The organism is Cupriavidus sp. 01L45 (assembly GCF_056399885.1).
On the sequence record NZ_JBFTSG010000002.1, the window covers coordinates 131,542 to 149,859 of the forward strand.

At 62.2% G+C, this 18,318-nt stretch carries 12 protein-coding genes, 2 tRNA genes and 1 pseudogene; 11 read left to right on the forward strand and 4 right to left on the reverse strand.

Annotated elements, in window-relative coordinates; all coding sequences use genetic code 11:
* Positions 1–15: 15 nt before the first annotated feature.
* Complete coding sequence (gene recA / locus AC1DT6_RS02160) at positions 16–1,083, reverse strand: recombinase RecA (protein ID WP_045237253.1); 1,068 nt, start codon at positions 1,081–1,083, stop codon at positions 16–18.
* Positions 1,084–1,393: 310 nt separating this feature from the next.
* Between recA and AC1DT6_RS02165 the strand changes: the two genes are divergently transcribed.
* From AC1DT6_RS02165 to AC1DT6_RS02215, 11 genes and pseudogenes are all read left to right on the forward strand, one after another.
* On the forward strand, positions 1,394–2,080 hold the full coding sequence (locus AC1DT6_RS02165) for a response regulator (RefSeq protein ID WP_035869333.1): 687 nt from the start codon (positions 1,394–1,396) through the stop codon (positions 2,078–2,080).
* 97 nt (positions 2,081–2,177) lie between these two features.
* Positions 2,178–3,734 carry a sensor histidine kinase N-terminal domain-containing protein gene (locus AC1DT6_RS02170; RefSeq protein WP_477103311.1) on the forward strand — a complete coding sequence of 519 codons (1,557 nt, stop codon included), beginning with the start codon at positions 2,178–2,180 and terminating at the stop codon, positions 3,732–3,734.
* A complete protein-coding gene (locus AC1DT6_RS02175) occupies positions 3,731–4,048 on the forward strand; it encodes a DUF4212 domain-containing protein (protein ID WP_441629286.1) in 318 nt (105 codons plus the stop codon). Before AC1DT6_RS02170 ends, AC1DT6_RS02175 begins: the two co-directional genes overlap by 4 nt.
* A 257-nt stretch (positions 4,049–4,305) precedes the next feature.
* Positions 4,306–6,006, forward strand: coding sequence for an MFS transporter (locus AC1DT6_RS02180; protein WP_477103310.1), 1,701 nt, complete (start codon positions 4,306–4,308; stop codon positions 6,004–6,006).
* A 182-nt stretch (positions 6,007–6,188) separates the two neighbouring features.
* Positions 6,189–6,265 (forward strand) — tRNA-Met (locus AC1DT6_RS02185).
* 103 nt (positions 6,266–6,368) lie between these two features.
* A pseudogene (locus tag AC1DT6_RS02190) lies at positions 6,369–6,530 on the forward strand (ParA family protein); the annotation flags it as partial.
* Between the two features lie 20 nt (positions 6,531–6,550).
* The gene (locus AC1DT6_RS02195) at positions 6,551–6,964 is read left to right on the forward strand and encodes a hypothetical protein (protein WP_477103309.1); all 414 of its coding nucleotides are present in this window, start codon (positions 6,551–6,553) and stop codon (positions 6,962–6,964) included.
* Positions 6,957–7,409, forward strand: a complete 453-nt coding sequence (locus AC1DT6_RS02200) for a calcium-binding protein (protein WP_477103308.1) — start codon at positions 6,957–6,959, stop codon at positions 7,407–7,409. Before AC1DT6_RS02195 ends, AC1DT6_RS02200 begins: the two co-directional genes overlap by 8 nt.
* A 384-nt stretch (positions 7,410–7,793) precedes the next feature.
* Positions 7,794–9,473 (forward strand): ABC-F family ATP-binding cassette domain-containing protein, encoded by a 1,680-nt coding sequence (locus tag AC1DT6_RS02205; protein ID WP_441629278.1) that lies wholly within the window; start codon positions 7,794–7,796, stop codon positions 9,471–9,473.
* 622 nt (positions 9,474–10,095) lie between these two features.
* Positions 10,096–12,300 (forward strand): OsmC domain/YcaO domain-containing protein, encoded by a 2,205-nt coding sequence (locus tag AC1DT6_RS02210; RefSeq protein ID WP_477103307.1) that lies wholly within the window; start codon positions 10,096–10,098, stop codon positions 12,298–12,300.
* Between the two features lie 280 nt (positions 12,301–12,580).
* Positions 12,581–12,657 (forward strand) — tRNA-Met (locus tag AC1DT6_RS02215).
* Positions 12,658–12,927: 270 nt separating this feature from the next.
* Here the strand turns inward: AC1DT6_RS02215 and AC1DT6_RS02220 are convergent.
* The 3 genes from AC1DT6_RS02220 to AC1DT6_RS02230 are packed head-to-tail and all read right to left on the reverse strand — an operon-like array spanning position 12,928 to position 18,221.
* A complete protein-coding gene (locus AC1DT6_RS02220; RefSeq protein WP_441629274.1) occupies positions 12,928–15,429 on the reverse strand; it encodes a spermidine synthase in 2,502 nt (833 codons plus the stop codon).
* Positions 15,430–15,444: 15 nt separating this feature from the next.
* On the reverse strand, positions 15,445–16,161 hold the full coding sequence (locus tag AC1DT6_RS02225; protein WP_441629328.1) for a protein-L-isoaspartate(D-aspartate) O-methyltransferase: 717 nt from the start codon (positions 16,159–16,161) through the stop codon (positions 15,445–15,447).
* Positions 16,162–16,184: 23 nt separating this feature from the next.
* Positions 16,185–18,221: a thioredoxin domain-containing protein gene (locus AC1DT6_RS02230; protein WP_477114430.1), complete on the reverse strand. Its 2,037-nt coding sequence runs from the start codon at positions 18,219–18,221 to the stop codon at positions 16,185–16,187.
* Positions 18,222–18,318: the final 97 nt, after the last annotated feature.

Below are 18,318 nucleotides of genomic sequence, written 5' to 3' on the forward strand. Positions count from 1 at the left end.
CCCGGCCGGCGAAGCTCAGTCTTCGGCGGTGGCCACAGCGGCGGCCGGCGTGCCATTCATCAGCACCACGCCCAGCGATTCGCGCACCTTGTTTTCGATCTCGTCGGCGATATCGGGATTTTCGCGCAGGTATTCACGCGCGTTGTCCTTGCCCTGGCCGATCTTCTCGCCCTTGTAGCTGTACCAGGCGCCGGACTTCTCGACGATCTTGGCGTCCACGCCCAGGTCGATGATTTCGCCCTGGCGCGAGATGCCCTGGCCATACAGGATGTCGAAGAAGGCTTCGCGGAACGGCGGCGAGACCTTGTTCTTGACCACCTTGACCTTGGTTTCGTTGCCGATCACCTCGTCGCCCTTCTTGATCGAGCCGATGCGGCGGATATCCAGGCGCACCGAGGCGTAGAACTTCAGCGCATTGCCGCCGGTGGTGGTTTCGGGCGAACCGAACATCACGCCGATCTTCATGCGGATCTGGTTGATGAAGATCACCAGGCAGTTGGTGCGCTTGATGGTGCCGGTCAGCTTGCGCAACGCCTGGCTCATCAGGCGGGCCTGCAGGCCAGGCAGCGAATCGCCCATCTCGCCTTCGATTTCGGCCTTGGGCACCAGGGCCGCCACCGAGTCGATCACGATCAGGTCGACCGAGCCCGAGCGCACCAGCGCATCGGTGATTTCCAGGGCCTGCTCGCCGGTGTCCGGCTGGGAGATCAGCAGATCGCCAACCGCCACGCCCAGCTTGCTGGCGTAGTTGACGTCGAGCGCATGCTCGGCGTCGATAAAGGCGCAGGTGCCGCCCAGCTTCTGCATCTCGGCCACGACCTGCAGCGTCAGGGTGGTCTTGCCCGAGGATTCCGGACCGTAGATTTCCACCACGCGGCCGCGCGGCAGGCCGCCAACGCCCAGCGCGATGTCCAGGCCCAGCGAGCCGGTGGACACGACCTGGATATCCTGCTCGACTTCGGCATCGCCCATTTTCATGATCGAGCCCTTGCCGAACTGCTTCTCGATCTGGGCCAGCGCGGCCGCCAGCGCCTTCTGCTTTTCGGCGCTTACGCCAGCACTCGCCTTCTTGCCGTCATCCATGGTCGTCCTTCCGTCAATGGTGTATAAATAGGCCGCATGTGGCGCGCCACCCGCTTTTTTCGGGCAACCGCCCAGCCCGCGCCGCGCCGCGAACTCCTGATGACGATGAACCTGGCAGCAGGGGCAAACATTGGGGCGAACGTTCGGTAAAAAACCAGTACAAATTCGGTAAAGCCCGGTTTGCATCGGAGACAAATCGAATGCGACCGGCATAAGCGGGTACTGTATAAAAAAACAGTATGCTTGGCAAGTCCCGCCCGCGTCATTTGATGGAAAGGGGCGACACAGCCGGGCCAGGGTGGAGACAACCATGCGTATTCTGATCGCCGAAGATGACGATGTGCTGGCAGATGGCCTGACGCGCTCGCTACGTCACTCGGGCTATGCCGTCGACCATGTGGCCAGCGGGGTCGAAGCCGATTCCGCGCTGTCGACCCAGACCTTCGACCTGCTGATCCTCGATCTCGGCCTGCCGCGCATGCCGGGGCTGGAAGTGCTCAAGCGGCTGCGCACGCGCGGCGCCATGCTGCCGGTGCTGATCCTGACCGCGGCCGATGGCGTTGACGAACGTGTCAAGGGCCTGGACCTGGGCGCCGACGACTACATGGCCAAGCCCTTCGCGCTCTCGGAGCTGGAAGCGCGGGTGCGCGCGCTGGTGCGGCGCGGCACGGGCGGCGGCGCCACGCTGACCCACCACGGCCCGCTCGCCTTCGACCAGGTCGGCCGCATCGCCTACCTGAACGATCAGATGCTGGATCTCTCGGCGCGCGAAGTGGGATTGCTGGAGATCCTGCTCACCCGCACCGGGCGGCTGGTGTCGAAGGAGCAGCTGGTCGACCACCTGTGCGAATGGGGCGAGGAAGTCAGCAACAACGCCATCGAAGTCTACGTGCACCGGCTGCGCAAGAAGATCGAGGTGGGTGGCATCCGCATTGCCACGGTACGCGGGCTGGGCTACTGCCTGGAGAAATTCCAGGCCGCCGTGGCGCACGACTAGGAGTCGCCATTAGAATCGGAATCAGCAACAGAACCCGCGCCATCCTTGCTTCATTGCCTGCCGGCCACGCCGCCAGGCCCTGCCACACCTTTTCCCAATGAGCCTGCTGCGACTGCCCCGGCGGCGCCAGCGGCCCGCGCGCGCCGCCCCTCCTCCCTCCGCGCCTGACGAGATCGTCAGCGACGAAGCGCTGGCCGGGGCCCTGCCACACCTTGAAGACAGCGCCGGCCACCCGTCGCCGCGCTCGCTGTTCGGCGAGATCCTGGACTGGATGCTGGCGCCGCTGCTCCTGCTGTGGCCGATGAGCATTGCGGTGACTTACCTGGTGGCAAAATCGATCGCCAACGGCCCTTTCGACCGCTCGCTGGAAGCCAGCGCCATTGTGCTCTCGCAGCAGGTGCGCGAGGTCAACGGGCGCGTCACGCTGCAACTGCCGCTGTCCGCGCGCGAGATCCTGCGCGCCGATGAAACCGACAATATCTACTACCAGGTGGTGGGCACGCATGGCGAATTCGTCGCCGGCGACAACGACATGCCGCTGCCAGGCGAAGACGACCGCGGCCATGCCGGGCTGGTCTCGCTGCGCGACGACCGCATCGCGGGCAACGACGTGCGCGTGGCCTACACCTATGTCGATCTCGAGCAGGGCGGCGACGCGCAGCCGGTGTTGGTGCAGGTTGGCGAAACCCTCGACAAGCGCGCGCGCCTGGCCAACGAAATCATCAAGGGCGTGATCCTGCCGCAGTTCGTGATCCTGCCGCTGGCGGTGGTGCTGGTGTGGTTCGGCCTGACGCGCGGGCTGGCCCCGCTGACCGCGATCCAGCAGCGCATCCGCGCACGCAATCCCGGTGACACCAGCCCCATCGACGAACACGCCGCACCGCAGGAAATCACGCCGCTGGTGGCCTCGTTCAACGACCTGCTGGCGCGGCTCGACGTTTCCGTGCAGACGCAAAAGCGCTTTATCGCCGATGCCGCCCACCAGATGAAAACGCCGCTGGCCGGGCTGCGCATGCAGGCGGAACTGGCGCAGCGCGAACAGTCGCCGGAGGAACTGCGCAAATCGCTGGCGCAGATCGCCGGCAGCTCGGAGCGCGCCGCCCACATGGTGACGCAGCTGCTGTCGCTGGCACGCATGGAAAACCTGGCCGGCGCGGGCAACATGGCGCCGCTTGATCTGGCCGCCCTGGCGCGCGAAGTGGTCAAGGACTGGTTGCCGCAGGCCTGGGCGCGCCGCATCGATCTGGGCGTGGATGCCGACGACCACCCCGTGATGGTGCAAGGCAACCGCCTGATGCTGACGGAGATGCTCAACAACCTGATCGACAACGCCATCCGCTACACGCCCGCGGATGGCCACGCTACCGTGCGGGTCAGCGCCGATGCATTCGAGCCTTTCGCGTATCTCGAAGTGGAAGACACCGGGCCCGGCATCCCGGTGTCCGAACGCGAGCGCGTGATGGAGCGGTTCTACCGCGTACTCGGCACCAAGACCCAGGGCAGTGGCCTGGGCCTGGCCATCGTGCGAGAGATCGTGCAGCAGCATGGCGGCGACGTCAGCATTCTCGACCACGTCTACCAGACGGAGCCGCGCCTGGCCGGCGCCTGCTTCCGCATTACGCTGCGCCGGCCCTCCATCCTGGAGCCAGCATGAACGATCCCGATCACACACGCGGCGGGCGCGACCAGGCCGACCAGTCCGAACGGCGCGCCTGGCATCGCAACCTGCGCTGGATCGCCGTGCTGCTGTCGATCTGGTTCGTGGTCACCTTCGGCGTGGCCTGGTTCGCCCGCGAGCTGCGCTTCGATTTCTTCGGCTGGCCCTTCTCCTTCTGGGTCGGCGCGCAGGGGGCGCTGGTCGTCTACGTCCTGATGGCGGCGCTATATGCCTGGCGCATGAACCGCGACAATGACGAAGATGCCGACAACGGTGGCGCGCCCGCCCGGCAGCATGACGATGCTGCATAGCAAGAAATACAGACGCGCCCCTTAACACTGGTTCCGGTGCGATTTTCCGCGGCCGCGCGCGTCGCGGCGCAGCAATGCCAAGCCCGTTTTTTGCCTAGCGTATACCCCGAGCACTTTGCGGCGTACGGCGCGGAAATTGTCAGAACGCAGTAAGTTTCACCACCCACAATCCATTGCAACTTCGGAGGTAATCGTGCGTGCTAGAGCTGGAGCGCGCATGCGGCCCCGAAAGATTCCGATCACAAACGGAGGAGACAATGGCTAATGCACAGAACGTGGCGGTGCCCGGAAGCAGCGCCCAGAGCTCGGCAATGACCGCCGAAGAGAGGAAGGTGATTTTTGCCTCCTCGCTCGGCACGGTGTTCGAGTGGTACGACTTTTACCTTTACGGTTCGCTGGCGGCCATCATCGCCAAGCAGTTCTTCGCCGGGCTGGATCCGACCGCGGCCTTCATCTTCGCGCTGCTCGCCTTTGCCGCTGGCTTTATCGTGCGCCCGTTCGGCGCGCTGGTATTCGGCCGCCTGGGTGACATGATCGGGCGCAAGTACACCTTCCTGGTGACAATCCTGATCATGGGGGTCTCGACCTTCATCGTGGGCCTGTTGCCGGGCTTCAACACCATTGGCTGGGCCGCCCCGATCATCCTGATCGGGCTGCGCATGCTACAGGGCCTCGCGCTCGGCGGCGAGTACGGCGGTGCTGCCACCTATGTGGCCGAGCACGCGCCGCACGGCAAGCGCGGCGCGTACACGGCCTGGATCCAGACCACCGCCACGCTCGGCCTGTTCCTGTCGCTGATCGTGATCCTGGTGTGCCGCAACCTGACCGGTCCGAACTTCGACGTATGGGGCTGGCGCATTCCGTTCCTCGTTTCGATCCTGCTGCTCGGCGTATCGGTGTATATCCGCCTGTCGATGAGCGAATCGCCCGCCTTCCAGAAAATGAAGGCCGAGGGCAAGACCTCCAAGGCACCGCTGACCGAGTCGTTCGGCCAGTGGCGCAACCTGAAGATCGTGATCCTGGCGCTGGTGGGCCTGACCGCCGGCCAGGCCGTGGTCTGGTACACGGGCCAGTTCTACTCGCTGTTCTTCCTGACCCAGGTGCTGAAGGTCGACGCCACCACCGCCAACCTGCTGATCGCGGGCGCCCTGGTGATCGGCACGCCCTTCTTCATCTTCTTCGGCTCGCTGTCGGACAAGGTTGGCCGCAAGTGGATCATCATGGCCGGCTGCGCGCTGGCGATGCTGACCTACTTCCCGCTGTTCAAGGCCCTCACCCACTACGCCAACCCGGCGCTGGAACGCGCGCAGCAAAGCGCCCAGATCGTGGTGACCGCTGATCCGAAGCAATGCTCCTTCCAGGGCAGCCCGATCGCCCGCGAAATCGATTTCCGCAGCTCCTGCGACATCGTCAAGCGGACCCTGGCACAAGCCTCTGCCAGCTATGAAGTCGTGGAAGCCCCGGCCGGCACGGTGGCATCGGTGAAGATCGGCGACAAGGAGATTGCCTCCTTCAACGCCGCACTGGTACCGGCGGGCCACAGCTTCGACGACGCCAGCAAGAAACAGATCGCCGCGTTCAAGAAGCAGGTGGGCGAATCGATGGCCTCGGCCGGCTACCCGACCAAGGCGGACCCCGCGCAGATGAACACCATCATGGTGCTGGTGATCCTCGTCATCCTGGTGATCTACGTGACCATGGTGTACGGCCCGATCGCGGCCATGCTGGTGGAAATGTTCCCGACCCGGATCCGCTACACCTCGATGTCGCTGCCGTATCACATCGGCAATGGCTGGTTCGGCGGCCTGCTGCCCACCATCTCGTTTGCCCTGGTGGCCCAGAACGGCAACATCTACTACGGGCTCTGGTACCCGATCATCATCGCTGGCATCACCCTGGTCATCGGCTCGCTGTTCATCCGCGAAACCAAGGATGTGAACATCTACGCCAACGACTGATCCTGGCATCCAGGGCAACGAGCTCATGCACGACTGATCCGGTAATCAGTCGCTCCACCCGGCGGGCCACAAGGTCCGCCGGTTTTTTTTTGGGCGCGGCGAAGGCGCCTTGCACCCCCACAAAGTTTTTAGGAGAGGGTGTTGACAGGTCCAAATCCACATGTATAATAGCGGTCTTCGTTGGCGAATTAGCTCAGTCGGTTAGAGCGACGGAATCATAATCCGCAGGTCCGGGGTTCGAATCCCTGATTCGCCACCAGTATTTCTGTAGGAAATCAGTACTTGCCAGCCCCTTCAGGCCTCAGACCTGAAGGGGCTTTGCTTTTGGCCCTCCCGAAGTTTTCACTTTCGGAGCGCCAGCAATGATCAAGTTCTGCATGTTGTCCACCAAGGGCGGGGTCGGCAAGACCACGCTCGCCGCCTCCCTCGGCGGTCTGCTCGCCGATATGGGTCTGCGCGTCCTCCTCATCGACGCCGATATCCAGCCCTCCCTCTCCAAGTGCTACCCCGGATCCTGGAGAGCCGCCGGCACCTGCATATCGGCATGACCGCCAGCTACGTCGCCGACGATCTCATCCAGCCGCTGCGGCAGGGCCGTATCCTCGAGCTGCGGCAGACGCAGGCCGTGGTCGAGGACACCGCCACGCGCCGGCGCTGGGCCTTGCCCTATGCCGCGGTCATCGCCGATGCCACCGCTGCGGCCCAACCGTCACCGCAAACCTCTCCATCCCCGCCCCGTGCGCAACGTGCTGACTTCATGGTTGGTGACACGGTGGCCTTCACGGATCAGCACTTGCACGAGCGCATCGGCACCATCGTACGCATCAGCCAGAAGACTGCTTCTGTGCAGTGCAATCCCGATGAGGCCACTGGCGTGTCTCGTTTGCACTTCTGCACAAGGTCGTCGACCTCTGAGCTTCCAGCCTTCCATCAACATCTGTACGACAAACATGTCTAAACGCAAGATCGAGCCGGACCGCGAACAGCGAATCGAGATGGAGGTGGTCGTCGACGCCTACAACTCAGAGGAGCGGTCTATGGCATGGTACGACTACCTCGAGGAGCAACTCACCATTCCGTTTGAAGCTGAGGTTCGCAAGAGATCGCCAACCTCACCGCTCAGCCCCGGCGACCGGGCTCAGGTGATCGCAATAGCGCCGGAGGAAGTGTGCGAGACTGAAGCCTTCATGTGCATACGATGGAACAAGCGCAAGCTTGCTGTACCACTAGCGCAACTCGTGCCACTGGCGAGCGACGAGCTGACGCAGCAGTATTCCAAAGTCAACATGGGCTCTGCTGACGGATACGTTTCAATCGCAGATGACGCTGCATATGAGCCAGTGCCGGACAATCGATTTCACTGGCTACCTCGGGTATGGCCGCTTCCCATCTTCGAGGAATAGATCGATAAGCATCAGATTCAGAACAGACGGAAGGTCGCCGCGCCCCACACTGCATCAATCCGGGACGCGCAAATGCGGCTTAATTTGTAGCCGATGAGCCGCCGTTTGGCTCGATGCGACTCAATGAACGTCCACGGAAGACTCTGAACTTCGATACACCGGCTGAACGATTCCATCAATCCGTTGCATCGACCGGTTGAATCCTCAGTCCAAGAGCCGTCATTCACCGCTATGTTCGCCGGCCCCGCAGCCGGTACGCCCGGTGCGCCAGGGCCTGCCTTGCTTTGTKGCCGGTGGGCGCCGCAAAGCGCAAGCGGCTCAGAAAAGAGACAGCCCTGCGCGTCCGGTCGGCTATCATGCTGATCCTCTCCGAAGTGGCTCCTTATGATTTCCGTCCGTAATGTCACGCTGCGCCGCGGCGTCAATGTCGTACTCGACCGCGCGTCCGTCACTTTCACCCCCGGAGAAAAGATTGGTCTTGTCGGCCGCAATGGCGCCGGCAAGTCATCCTTCTTCGGCCTTCTCAACGGCACGCTGCACGAAGACAGCGGCGAGTTCTCGATTCCCGCCGCATGGAAGATGGGCCAGGTCGCGCAGGAGATGCCGGAGACCGAGCAGAGCGCGACCGACTTCGTAGTCGAGGGTGACACCGGGCTGCTGGCCGCGCAGGCCGAAGTAGCCGCCGCCGAGGCCAGCGACGACGGCATGCGCATGGCGCACGCCTACATGGCCCTGCACGACGCCGGTGCACACGATGCCCCCGCACGTGCCCAAGCGCTGATCCTCGGCCTTGGCTTCAGTGCTGAGCAGCTTAGCCAGCCGGTCAACAGTTTCTCCGGCGGCTGGCGCATGCGACTGCAGCTGGCGCGCGCGCTCATGTGCCCGTCCGACCTGCTGCTGCTCGACGAGCCGACCAATCACCTCGACCTCGACGCGCTGGTCTGGCTGGAAGCCTGGCTCAAGCGCTATCAAGGAACCCTGGTAATGATCAGCCACGACCGCGAATTCCTCGACGCGGTGACGCAGGTGACGGTGCACGTCGACAACGCCAAGCTCGTGCGTTATGGCGGCAACTACAGCAAGTTCGAAGACATGCGCGCTGAGCAGCTCGTGTTGCAGCAGGCCGCGATGGCCAAGCAGGTGGAAAAGATCGCCCACCTGCAGAAATTCATCGACCGTTTCAAGGCCAAGGCCTCGAAGGCGAAGCAGGCGCAGAGCCGGGTCAAGGCGCTCGAACGCATGGAGAAGATCGCACCGGTGCTTGCCGATGCGGAGTTCAACTTCGAGTTCAAGGAGCCCCTCAACGTCCCGAACCCGCTGTTGTCGATGCTGGACGCGAGCTTCGGCTACCCCGCGCCGGCCGGCGCACTGCCGGGCACGCCGCCCACGGTCATCGTGCGGGGCATCAACCGTTCCGTGCTGGCAGGGCAGCGCATCGGCATTCTCGGTGCCAACGGCCAAGGCAAGTCCACGCTGGTGAAGACGGTGGCGCACGCGCTGGCGCCGATTGCCGGTGAAATCAGCGAAGGCAAAGGCCTGAACATCGGCTACTTCGCACAGCAGGAACTCGACGTGCTGCGCCCGCTCGACACGCCGCTGGAACACATGATCCGCCTTGCCAAAGAGACGCCGGCGCACATGCGCGCCCCTGGCCAGAGTGGCACCGAACAATCGCTTCGCACCTTCCTCGGCACATTCAGCTTCAGCGGCGACATGGTCCATCAGGCGGTTGGCACGATGAGCGGCGGCGAAAAGGCGCGGCTCGTGTTGTGCATGATCGTGTGGCAGCGTCCCAACCTGCTGCTGCTCGACGAGCCTACCAACCACCTCGACCTGGCCACACGCGAAGCGCTAGCCATGGCGCTCAACGAATTCGAAGGCACGGTGATGCTGGTCAGTCACGACCGGGCCCTGCTGCGCGCCGTATGCGACGAGTTCTGGCTGGTCACCAAGGGCGGCGTCGAGCCCTTCGACGGCGATCTGGACGATTACCAGCAGTTTCTGCGCGACGAAGCGCGTCGCATGCGCGAGCAGGCTGCCGCAGAGCAGAAGGTCTTCGCCTGAGATTTACCGCTGGCGGGCGGCGGGCGTTGCATGGGAGGCGAAGCGCGGACGTTCGCCAAGGACTTCAGCAATCGTGCGGACCGGCGCGCCAGCTGCCGGCGACTAACGCCAACGCATGGCGAGCCCGACGATACTTGGAACGCATGGCGCGAATAGGCTCAAGGCTGTCTGCAGTCTGATCGGTGGCGACGTGGGCAATGCGGCCACCAGTGCACAACGTCGTTCCGAAATCGCCCGCCAGGAGGCGCTGGCAGGTGGCGCGGATGCAGCCGGCTCGTGCTGAGACAACGCCGCGCTGCGCGTGTTGGAGAGTTCCGACCCGTTCCCGCGCGATGAGAACGGCAAAGGGCCGGTTAGCCTCATCATCACATTCCGTCCCAACGACTAATAAGGCACCTCCAAGTGGGCAGCACGCTACGCAGCCTGTGCCGCCCCCCCTGGCGCTGCCCAGAATATCGCCATGGCGTGACGTTCCAGCCACGTCCTGCGCAAATTGCGTTCGCCTGTCAAATTATCCGTATGCGACGGCGCTTGTAGAAAGCATCGATATATTACAATGCACCAGCGCGGCGTCGGATAATAGCGGTCGCATCATTTTGAGCACCATTTTGGAATTACCCCCATGGAAATTAAGGTCAACTTTCTCGATAAGCTACGTCTTGAAGCCAAGTTCGATGACTTCACGGTGATAGCCGACCAGCCTGTCCGCTATAAAGGCGATGGCTCCGCGCCGGGTCCGTTCGATTATTTTCTGGCCTCGTCGGCATTGTGTGCGGCTTATTTTGTTAAGTTGTACTGCGTAACTCGCGACATTCCGACCGATAACATCCGCCTGTCGCAGAATAATATTGTTGATCCGGAAAACCGATATCAGCAGATTTTCAAGATTCAAGTTGAGTTGCCGGCGGATATTTCCGCCAAAGACCGCCAGGGTATTTTGCGCTCCATCGATCGCTGTACGGTAAAAAAAGTGGTGCAAGCCGGACCCGAGTTTGTGATCGAAGAGGTAGAGAACTTGGATGCCGATGCTCAGTCGTTGCTGGCGCTGAAGCCGGCGTCTGGAGCCAGCACCTATATTGCGGGCAAGGATCTGCCATTGGAGCAAACCATCGCCAATATGTCGGGCATTTTGGCGGACTTGGGGATGAAGATTGAAATCGCTTCATGGCGTAATATCGTTCCCAATGTCTGGTCGCTGCATATCCGTGATGCACACTCGTCAATGTGTTTTACCAATGGCAAGGGTGCGACCAAGGAAAGCGCGTTGGCGTCGGCGTTGGGAGAGTTTATCGAACGTCTGAATTGCAACCATTTTTATGCCGGTACGTTTTGGGGCGAAGACCTCGCCAATGGGGCGTTCTTACATTATCCGAACGAGCGCTGGTTCAAGCCTGGACGCAAAGATGCGCTACCGGCTGAAATTCTCGATGAATACTGCCTGCCCATTTACAATCCCGATGGCGAGTTACGTGGCTCGCACCTGTATGAAACCAACTCGGGAAATGTGCAGCGCGGTATTTGTTCGCTGCCGTTTGTACGGCAGTCGGACGGCGAAGTGGTGTATTTTCCCTCCAACCTGGTCGAAAACCTCTACGCCAGCAATGGCATGAGTGCCGGTAATACACTGGCCGAAGCCCAAGTGCAATGCTTGTCCGAGATTTTCGAACGGGCGGTAAAGCGCGAAATTCTGGAGGGCGAAATGGCATTGCCTGATGTGCCCCATGAAGTGCTGGCGAAATACCCAGGCATTCTGGCTGGCATTCAGGGGCTAGAAGAGCAAGGTTTTCCGATATTGGTGAAGGATGCTTCGTTGGGTGGAATTTATCCGGTGATGTGCGTCACCTTGATGAACCCACGAACCGGCGGTGTCTTTGCTTCATTCGGCGCGCACCCAAGCCTCGAGGTGGCGCTGGAACGGAGTCTGACAGAATTGCTACAGGGTCGCAGTTTTGAAGGCCTGAACGATTTGCCACAGCCCACCTTTGTCAGTAACGCCGTGACTGAGCCGAACAATTTTGTTGAGCACTTCATTGATTCCAGCGGCGTGGTGTCGTGGCGCTTTTTCAGCGCCAAGGCGAATTTCGATTTTGTCGAGTGGGATTTTTCTGCCCAGGGCGAGAACTCCAATGCCGAGGAAGCAGCAACCTTGCTCGGCATTCTTGAGGACATGGGCAAAGAGGTGTACATGGCGGTGTATGACCAGCTAGGCGCCGTAGCTTGCCGGATTTTGGTTCCGGGCTATTCGGAAGTCTATCCTGTAGAAGATTTGATCTGGGATAACACCAACAAGGCACTGTCGTTCCGCGCAGATATCTTGAACTTGCATTGCCTGGACGACGCAAGCCTGGAGGCCCTGCTTGAGCGTCTGGATAACAGTGAGCTCGATGAATACGCCGACATCGCCACGCTGATCGGCATCGAATTTGACGAGAATACGGATTGGGGGCAGCTGACAGTTTTGGAGTTGAAGCTGCTCATTCATCTCGCCTTGCAGCAATTTGAAGCGGCGCACGAGCTGGTGGGCGCCTTCTTGCAGTACAACGACAACACGGTYGAGCGCGGACTGTTTTACCAGGCATTGAATGTGGTGCTGGAGGTGCTGTTGGATGACGACCTGAACCTGGACGACTACGCGGTCAACTTCCGTCGGATGTATGGCAATGCGCGGATGGACGCAGTGCTGGGTTCAGTGGACGGCAGCGTGCGTTTCTTTGGTTTGACGCCAACCAGCATGAAATTGGAGGGGCTCGACAGGCACCACCGCTTGATTGACAGCTACAAAAAATTGCACTCGGCGCGGGCAAATGTGGCGGCTACAGCCAGTTAGGGCTAAGGGTCAAGAAGGCGGTGAAGGCCGCCATCGGGAAGCACTCGCCTTTAGTGTCCGCTTTCGAGAAAGCTCAAAGCCCGCTCAGGGTCGAGGCCGTGTGGAAACGTCTCTCGAATCGCACCGATGCGCGTCCCCTCCGGGGCGTAGACTTCTTGTCGAGCGTCTTTAGACATGACGTGGCTTGTTGACAAAAGCTTCCGTCTTCGGCAACATTCGCCGCTCAGGGGGGCAAGGCAGCAACGGGTCTTGGTTCCCTACAGAAACACGCAAAATCTTTGGCGAATTAGCTCAGTCGGTTAGAGCGACGGAATCATAATCCGCAGGTCCGGGGTTCGAATCCCTGATTCGCCACCATATTCGTTGGCGCCTGGCAACGGGCCACAACAAAAACCCCTCCCGATCGCAAGATCGGGAGGGGTTTTGCTTTTGGGCGCTCGAAACACGCGATTCGGCGGCATGTTGAAAATGCCAGCCAGATCGGACCACTGCCGAAATGTCCCATGTCGGCATGAAGCGCCAGACGGCAGGCGTCAGCACGCATCACCATGGAAGAGCGGGCGCCGAACAGTCCCACGAGCAGGATCGGCGTGAGCGTGCATCAGTCTCTCGTGTGACGCCCGAGGTTTATGGACAAATGAATGCCGCCGCGAGATACAGCAAAAGCGCTATCAGCACCACCGCGGTAAAGCCAAGATGGATTGCTAACAGCGTGGCCAGGACTGCAGCCACCACCGAAGCACAGGCGTTGATGCCCCAGGCCCATGGCACGAGCGGTTCAACGCGGGAGGCAACGCGCCCGAGTCCCAGCGGAAACGGCATTCCCATCGCGAACGCGAGCGGCGCGACCAGCAATGCGGAGATGGCGATCCTGGCCGGGTCCGGGAGGGAAATCAGCAGCCGAAACAAGGTTGGCAGGATCGCCAGGTAGAGCAGCGAGATAAGACAGATCGCGCAAACGACCCACCCGAGCGGGTACCACCGCCCCGTCCTCCGGCCCGGATCCGGCGTGGGGCCGCGTGAAGGCGGGCCACCCGCTTGCAGGCGCTGTGAGTATCGGCTTCCCAGTCCGGCAAACGACAGGAAGGCGCATAACACCACCGCCACCGTATAGAGCGGGTGACTCAAAAACAGGATGAACTTCTGAATAAACGCGATCTCGACGAACATGAAGGCGGCGCCGACCGCCAGGAAGTAGAGCACGACGCGCCGGCCCGACAGGCCCTTTGCTTCTGTGCCATCGCCGGCAAGGGATGTCGCCGGCGGCGACGGCTCATGAACCAGCCCGGGACGGCGTCTTATCACCCAGAGCGGAAGGACGATCAATACCAGGGTTGCGAGTACGGCCTGAAGCAGCGTCGCGACCAGCACGGGATAGCCCCACTCCAGCAATGGCAGGCTTCCTTGCGCCTTCAGGGCGAGGAGTTCGGGTAGCGAGCGCCATTTGAAGAAGTGGAAGAAGTACGGCTTATCGTCGGTGGCGGGCCGGACATCGAACTTGTAGCGCGCCCAGAATCCGTCGCGATCGGTGCCCTGCAAGGCTTGCGCCGCGTCGAAGAAATACGGTTCCTCGAGCAGGTTGTACTGGTTTGCCTCCGCGGCCGCCATGCCGGAGTAGTAGTCGACGTCGAACGAACGGGCACGGCAGAATTCGTGCAAGGCGGCGATTTCCGCACCGCTGATGTCCCCGTTCTTGACCACCAGCGTTGCCGTCTTCCAGCCACGAATCAGCGCGAGCCGGCGCGACGGCTGCGACACGCCGTTGCGTTCCATCGCGATCAGCGCGGTGCCGAATAATTTGGGGATATCGCGCGGCGGTAGCGTGACCCAGCGCGTGATTGCCAGCAGGCCACCGGGATTGAGATGGCGGAGGTAGTCCTGGAACGCTTCCACCGTGTACAGATAGCTCTCGGAAAGCGCGTAGAGGCCGGCCGACGAGGCGCCAAACGAATCCAGCAGCGCGACCTGGATAAGGTCGTAGTGTTCGCCGCGACCAGCCATGAAGCCGCGCGCTTCGCCCACGAAGACACGGACGTTGGGCGCGCTGTAGGGCTTGCCGGAGAAGCCGGCAAAGCGGTCCTGCACCAAGTCGATCACCTGCGGATTCAACTCTACCGCGTCGATGGCGCCCGCCTGGTGGTAAATCGCCTGCAACACATCGGCCCCGGCGCCGCTTCCAAGTATCAGGACCCGGGGGCGCTCCAGCAGGTGATAGGGAAGCGCGGAGGTGAGGTAGTCCAGATAGCCAAGTGGCTTTCGCCGCCCGTCATAGCGATTGAGCGCGGAGAGCCCGTCACCATCCGTAAACACGCCCAGCTGTGGCGGCGGTTCCAGGGCCGCGTTGAGGCTCAGCCCGGGTGCATGCCGGAAAGGGATCGAAGCGTTTTCCACCACCGTGATGAGACCCAATGGGCTTGAGCTTTCGGCGGCCACCCGTGCGCCCTTGATGCGCAGGGTCTGACTCAATTCCTTGTAGTCGGAGGGCCGCAGTGCGATCCAGTCGCCTGGCAGGCTAGCCGGCACAATGACCGCTGCGGCCACAAGCAGTACCGGCAACCAGCGCCGATGCCAATGGCACTCGATGCTTGCCAGCGCGGCCGCCGCCAGACCCGCGCTGCCCACAAGGCGGAGCGCATTCACAGGCGTCAAGCCAAATAGGGCAACGATGATGGCAATGCAGCCTATCCCGGCTCCCAGAATGTCAAAGCTGTAGATGCGGTGGACCTGATGATGGAACCGCGTGAAGGTGAGACAGACACACGTCGCAGCGCAGAAAAAGGGAACGAACAGGAGCAGATAGATCAACAGCAAACGCAGCGCCTGCCGCGGTTCCCACAAGATCTCCAGAGGATTGAATGCGACGCGCTGGGCGAGCGCGAAACAAGCGATCGCAGAAACGCCGAACAACAGTGCGCCGGTCACGAACACCGCTGCAAACCTCGGCGTGATCGTGCGCTGCATCAGGGCCACGATCGCACCGGCCGCGCCGTAGCCCAGCAGGGCGACACTGATCATCATGTAGGCGAAGTGGTGCCATTGGATGATGGAGAGCAGGCGCATCAGCAGGATTTCGTAGCCAAGCGCGGATGCGGAAAGCAGGGAAAGGGCGAAGAGCGGCGGGGAGAGCATGATGGCGTGACGACATCAGCGCCCACCGACCAACGGCACGAACCTGACAGGCAAGATCTGTTTGGTGGAAATCGTGCCGTCCCCCGCTTTCTCGATCAGCAGCAAGTACTGGGTCAGGAACTGGGCGCCCACCGGGACCACCATCCTGCCGCCGGGTTTCAGTTGCCGGATGAGCGGGGGCGGAACATGACTTGCAGCTGCGGTGACGATGATGGCGTCATAGAGTGCGTTGTCCTCCCAGCCGTAGTAGCCGTCGCCCACCTTGGTCTTCACTTGCGTGTATGCGAGGCGTTTCAAGCGTTCCTGCGCCTGTGCCCCCAGCGGCTCGATGATTTCGATCGTATAGACCGCTCGCGCCAGCTCTGCGAGGATCGCCGCCTGGTAGCCGGAGCCGGTGCCGATTTCCAGCACGACGTCGGTGGGCTTGACCCTCATCAGGTCGGTCATCAGGGCAACGATGTAAGGCTGCGAGATGGTCTGGCCGTAGCCGATGGGCAGCGGGCGGTTCTCATATGCGTTGCCCTCCTGCTCCGGTGGAACAAACTGGTGGCGGGGCACCTTCTCCATGGCCGCCATGACGCGCGCATCAAAGGCATGCCTGCCCGTTTCGGCGCCGGTATGAACCGATAGCGCTGCGATTTCCTTGACCATCAGAGTCCGGAGCGACGCAAAATCATCGGCGGCGCGGACGCCGGCGGACGCCACCGCCAGCGCGATTGCCGGAATCAACATGTGCAGCAGGAGCGTCGCTGGTTTCACAATGGCCTCCCTGCTTGCGCACGCACGGGGTGCTTCGCGTCTGCGCCTTCCGCGCAGCGTTCAAGCAGCGCCTTGCCACTCGTAACCGGCGTTGCACAGGTGCGATGCCGGCATACGTAGGCTGCCGGCCGGCCCTTGACGGGGTGCCGCCCCCGGCCGTTCGGGACGTCTTCGGCAAATGCCAGGACGCGTGCCGGCAGGTACGCGCGGTGAACGCTTTCCACGAGAGCCGCTGYCGCCGCCTTGTCGCCAGCAAAAATGATCTCGAACGGGCCGCGCTGCGCGAAATCCCGGGCGGCCAGCAGGTGTGGGAAGCCGGCCGGGGCCGCGGCGGCGGCGGCCCGGTATCTGTCGAATTCTTGCTCGGCGATGTCACGATAGAAATCGAGGCCGGTGAGCGCATGCAGGCGCAGGAAGGCGAACACGCTGGTTGATATGCCTGACGGCCAGGCGCTGTCGTGCGGCGCCCGGGGCCTATGCACCAATGGCTCGCCATCGCGGGGCGTGAAAAACAGTCCGTCCTCGCGGAACTTGTCGAGGATGAGCGCCACGAGTTCGACCGCGCGATCCAGGTATCGCTTGTCGAAGCAGGACTCGTAGAGGTCGATCAGCGCGTTGGCCAGGAAGGCATAGTCTTCGAGGAACCCAGGCACCTTGGCTACCCCGTCCTTCCAGGCCCGGTACACGCCACCGTCCGGCATGGTGAGTTTTTCCTCGATAGCGCTGGCGGCACGCCTCGCGGCAGCGAGGTACGCAACGGCGCCCGTCGCTTGGTAAGCCGCACAGAGTCCCTGGATCATGAGGCCGTTCCAGCCCGTGAGAATGTTGTCGTCACGGCCAGGGCGCGCGCGTTGGGTACGCGCCGCCAGGAGCCGCTCGCGCCAGTCTTCGAGGCGCGCCTCGTCCAATGCGTCCAGCGCGGCAGCACGGTGGAGCACCGATGTACCGTGTTCGAAGTTCCCGCGATCGGTCACGCCGTAGGCCAGGCAAGCCCGCGCGCCCTCGGAATCGCCCAGGACCGCCTTCACCTCGGCCGGCGTCCAGACATAAAACCGGCCTTCCGCCCCTTCGCTATCGGCATCTTCGCCAGCGTAAAAGCCGCCATCGGGATGCGTCATGTCGCGCAGAATGTACGCGATGGTGTTCTCAAAGACACGGCGCCAGGATGGCTTGCCAGTCAGGCGATAGGCGTTGGCGTAGAGCGCGACGAGCTGGCCGTTGTCATAGAGCATCTTTTCGAAGTGGGGCACGCCCCAGCGTTCGTCGACGCTGTAGCGCGCAAAGCCGCCACCGAGCTGGTCATGGATGCCCCCCGCCGCCATGCTGTCGAGCGTGCGCTCCAGCGCTTCAAGCAGCGCGGGTTCACCGGTACGGTGATAGATCCGCAGCACGAGGTCGTAGCCGCTCGCGTTGGGAAACTTGGGGGCGCCGCCAAATCCACCATGGACCGGGTCGGTGCCTCGTGCCAGGGCGCGAGCTGTCTCTGCGGGCAGGTCCTCGACTTCAGCGGCTTCACGGCGCAGGTCCGCCTGGTCGAGCCGTCTGAACTCCGACTGAAACTGCTTGACCATGTCGTGCAGTTCGTCGCGGCGATGCGTCCAGGCATCGCTCAGGCTCAGCAGCAGCCGCACGAACCCTGGCCGGCCGTAGCGGTCATCGGGCGGGAAGTAGGTGCCGCCGAAGAACGGTTCGCCTTGCGGGGTCAGGAACACCGTCAGCGGCCAGCCGCCGCCCTGCCCCATCATCAGGGGGACTTTCTGGTAAACGTCGTCGATGTCGGGACGCTCCTGCCGATCTACCTTGATGCTGATGAAACGTTCATTCAACAGGCCGGCGATCCGGGAGTTCTCGAACGATTCGTGTGCCATGACGTGGCACCAGTGGCACGCGGCGTAGCCGACGGAAAGCAGAACCGGCTTGTCTTCGTCGCGCGCACGGCAAAAGGCCGCTTCGCTCCAGGGATACCAGTCGACTGGATTGTCCGCGTGTTGTCGGAGGTAAGGCGAGGTTTCTGTGGCGAGCCGGTTTCTCATCATCGTCTCCAGCCTGATCCGATAGAACAACTGTGGCGCAGAGCAAGGCGTCCTGCAAGCGCGTGTTCGGGTCGTTTGACGTGCGGCCTTCGGCACC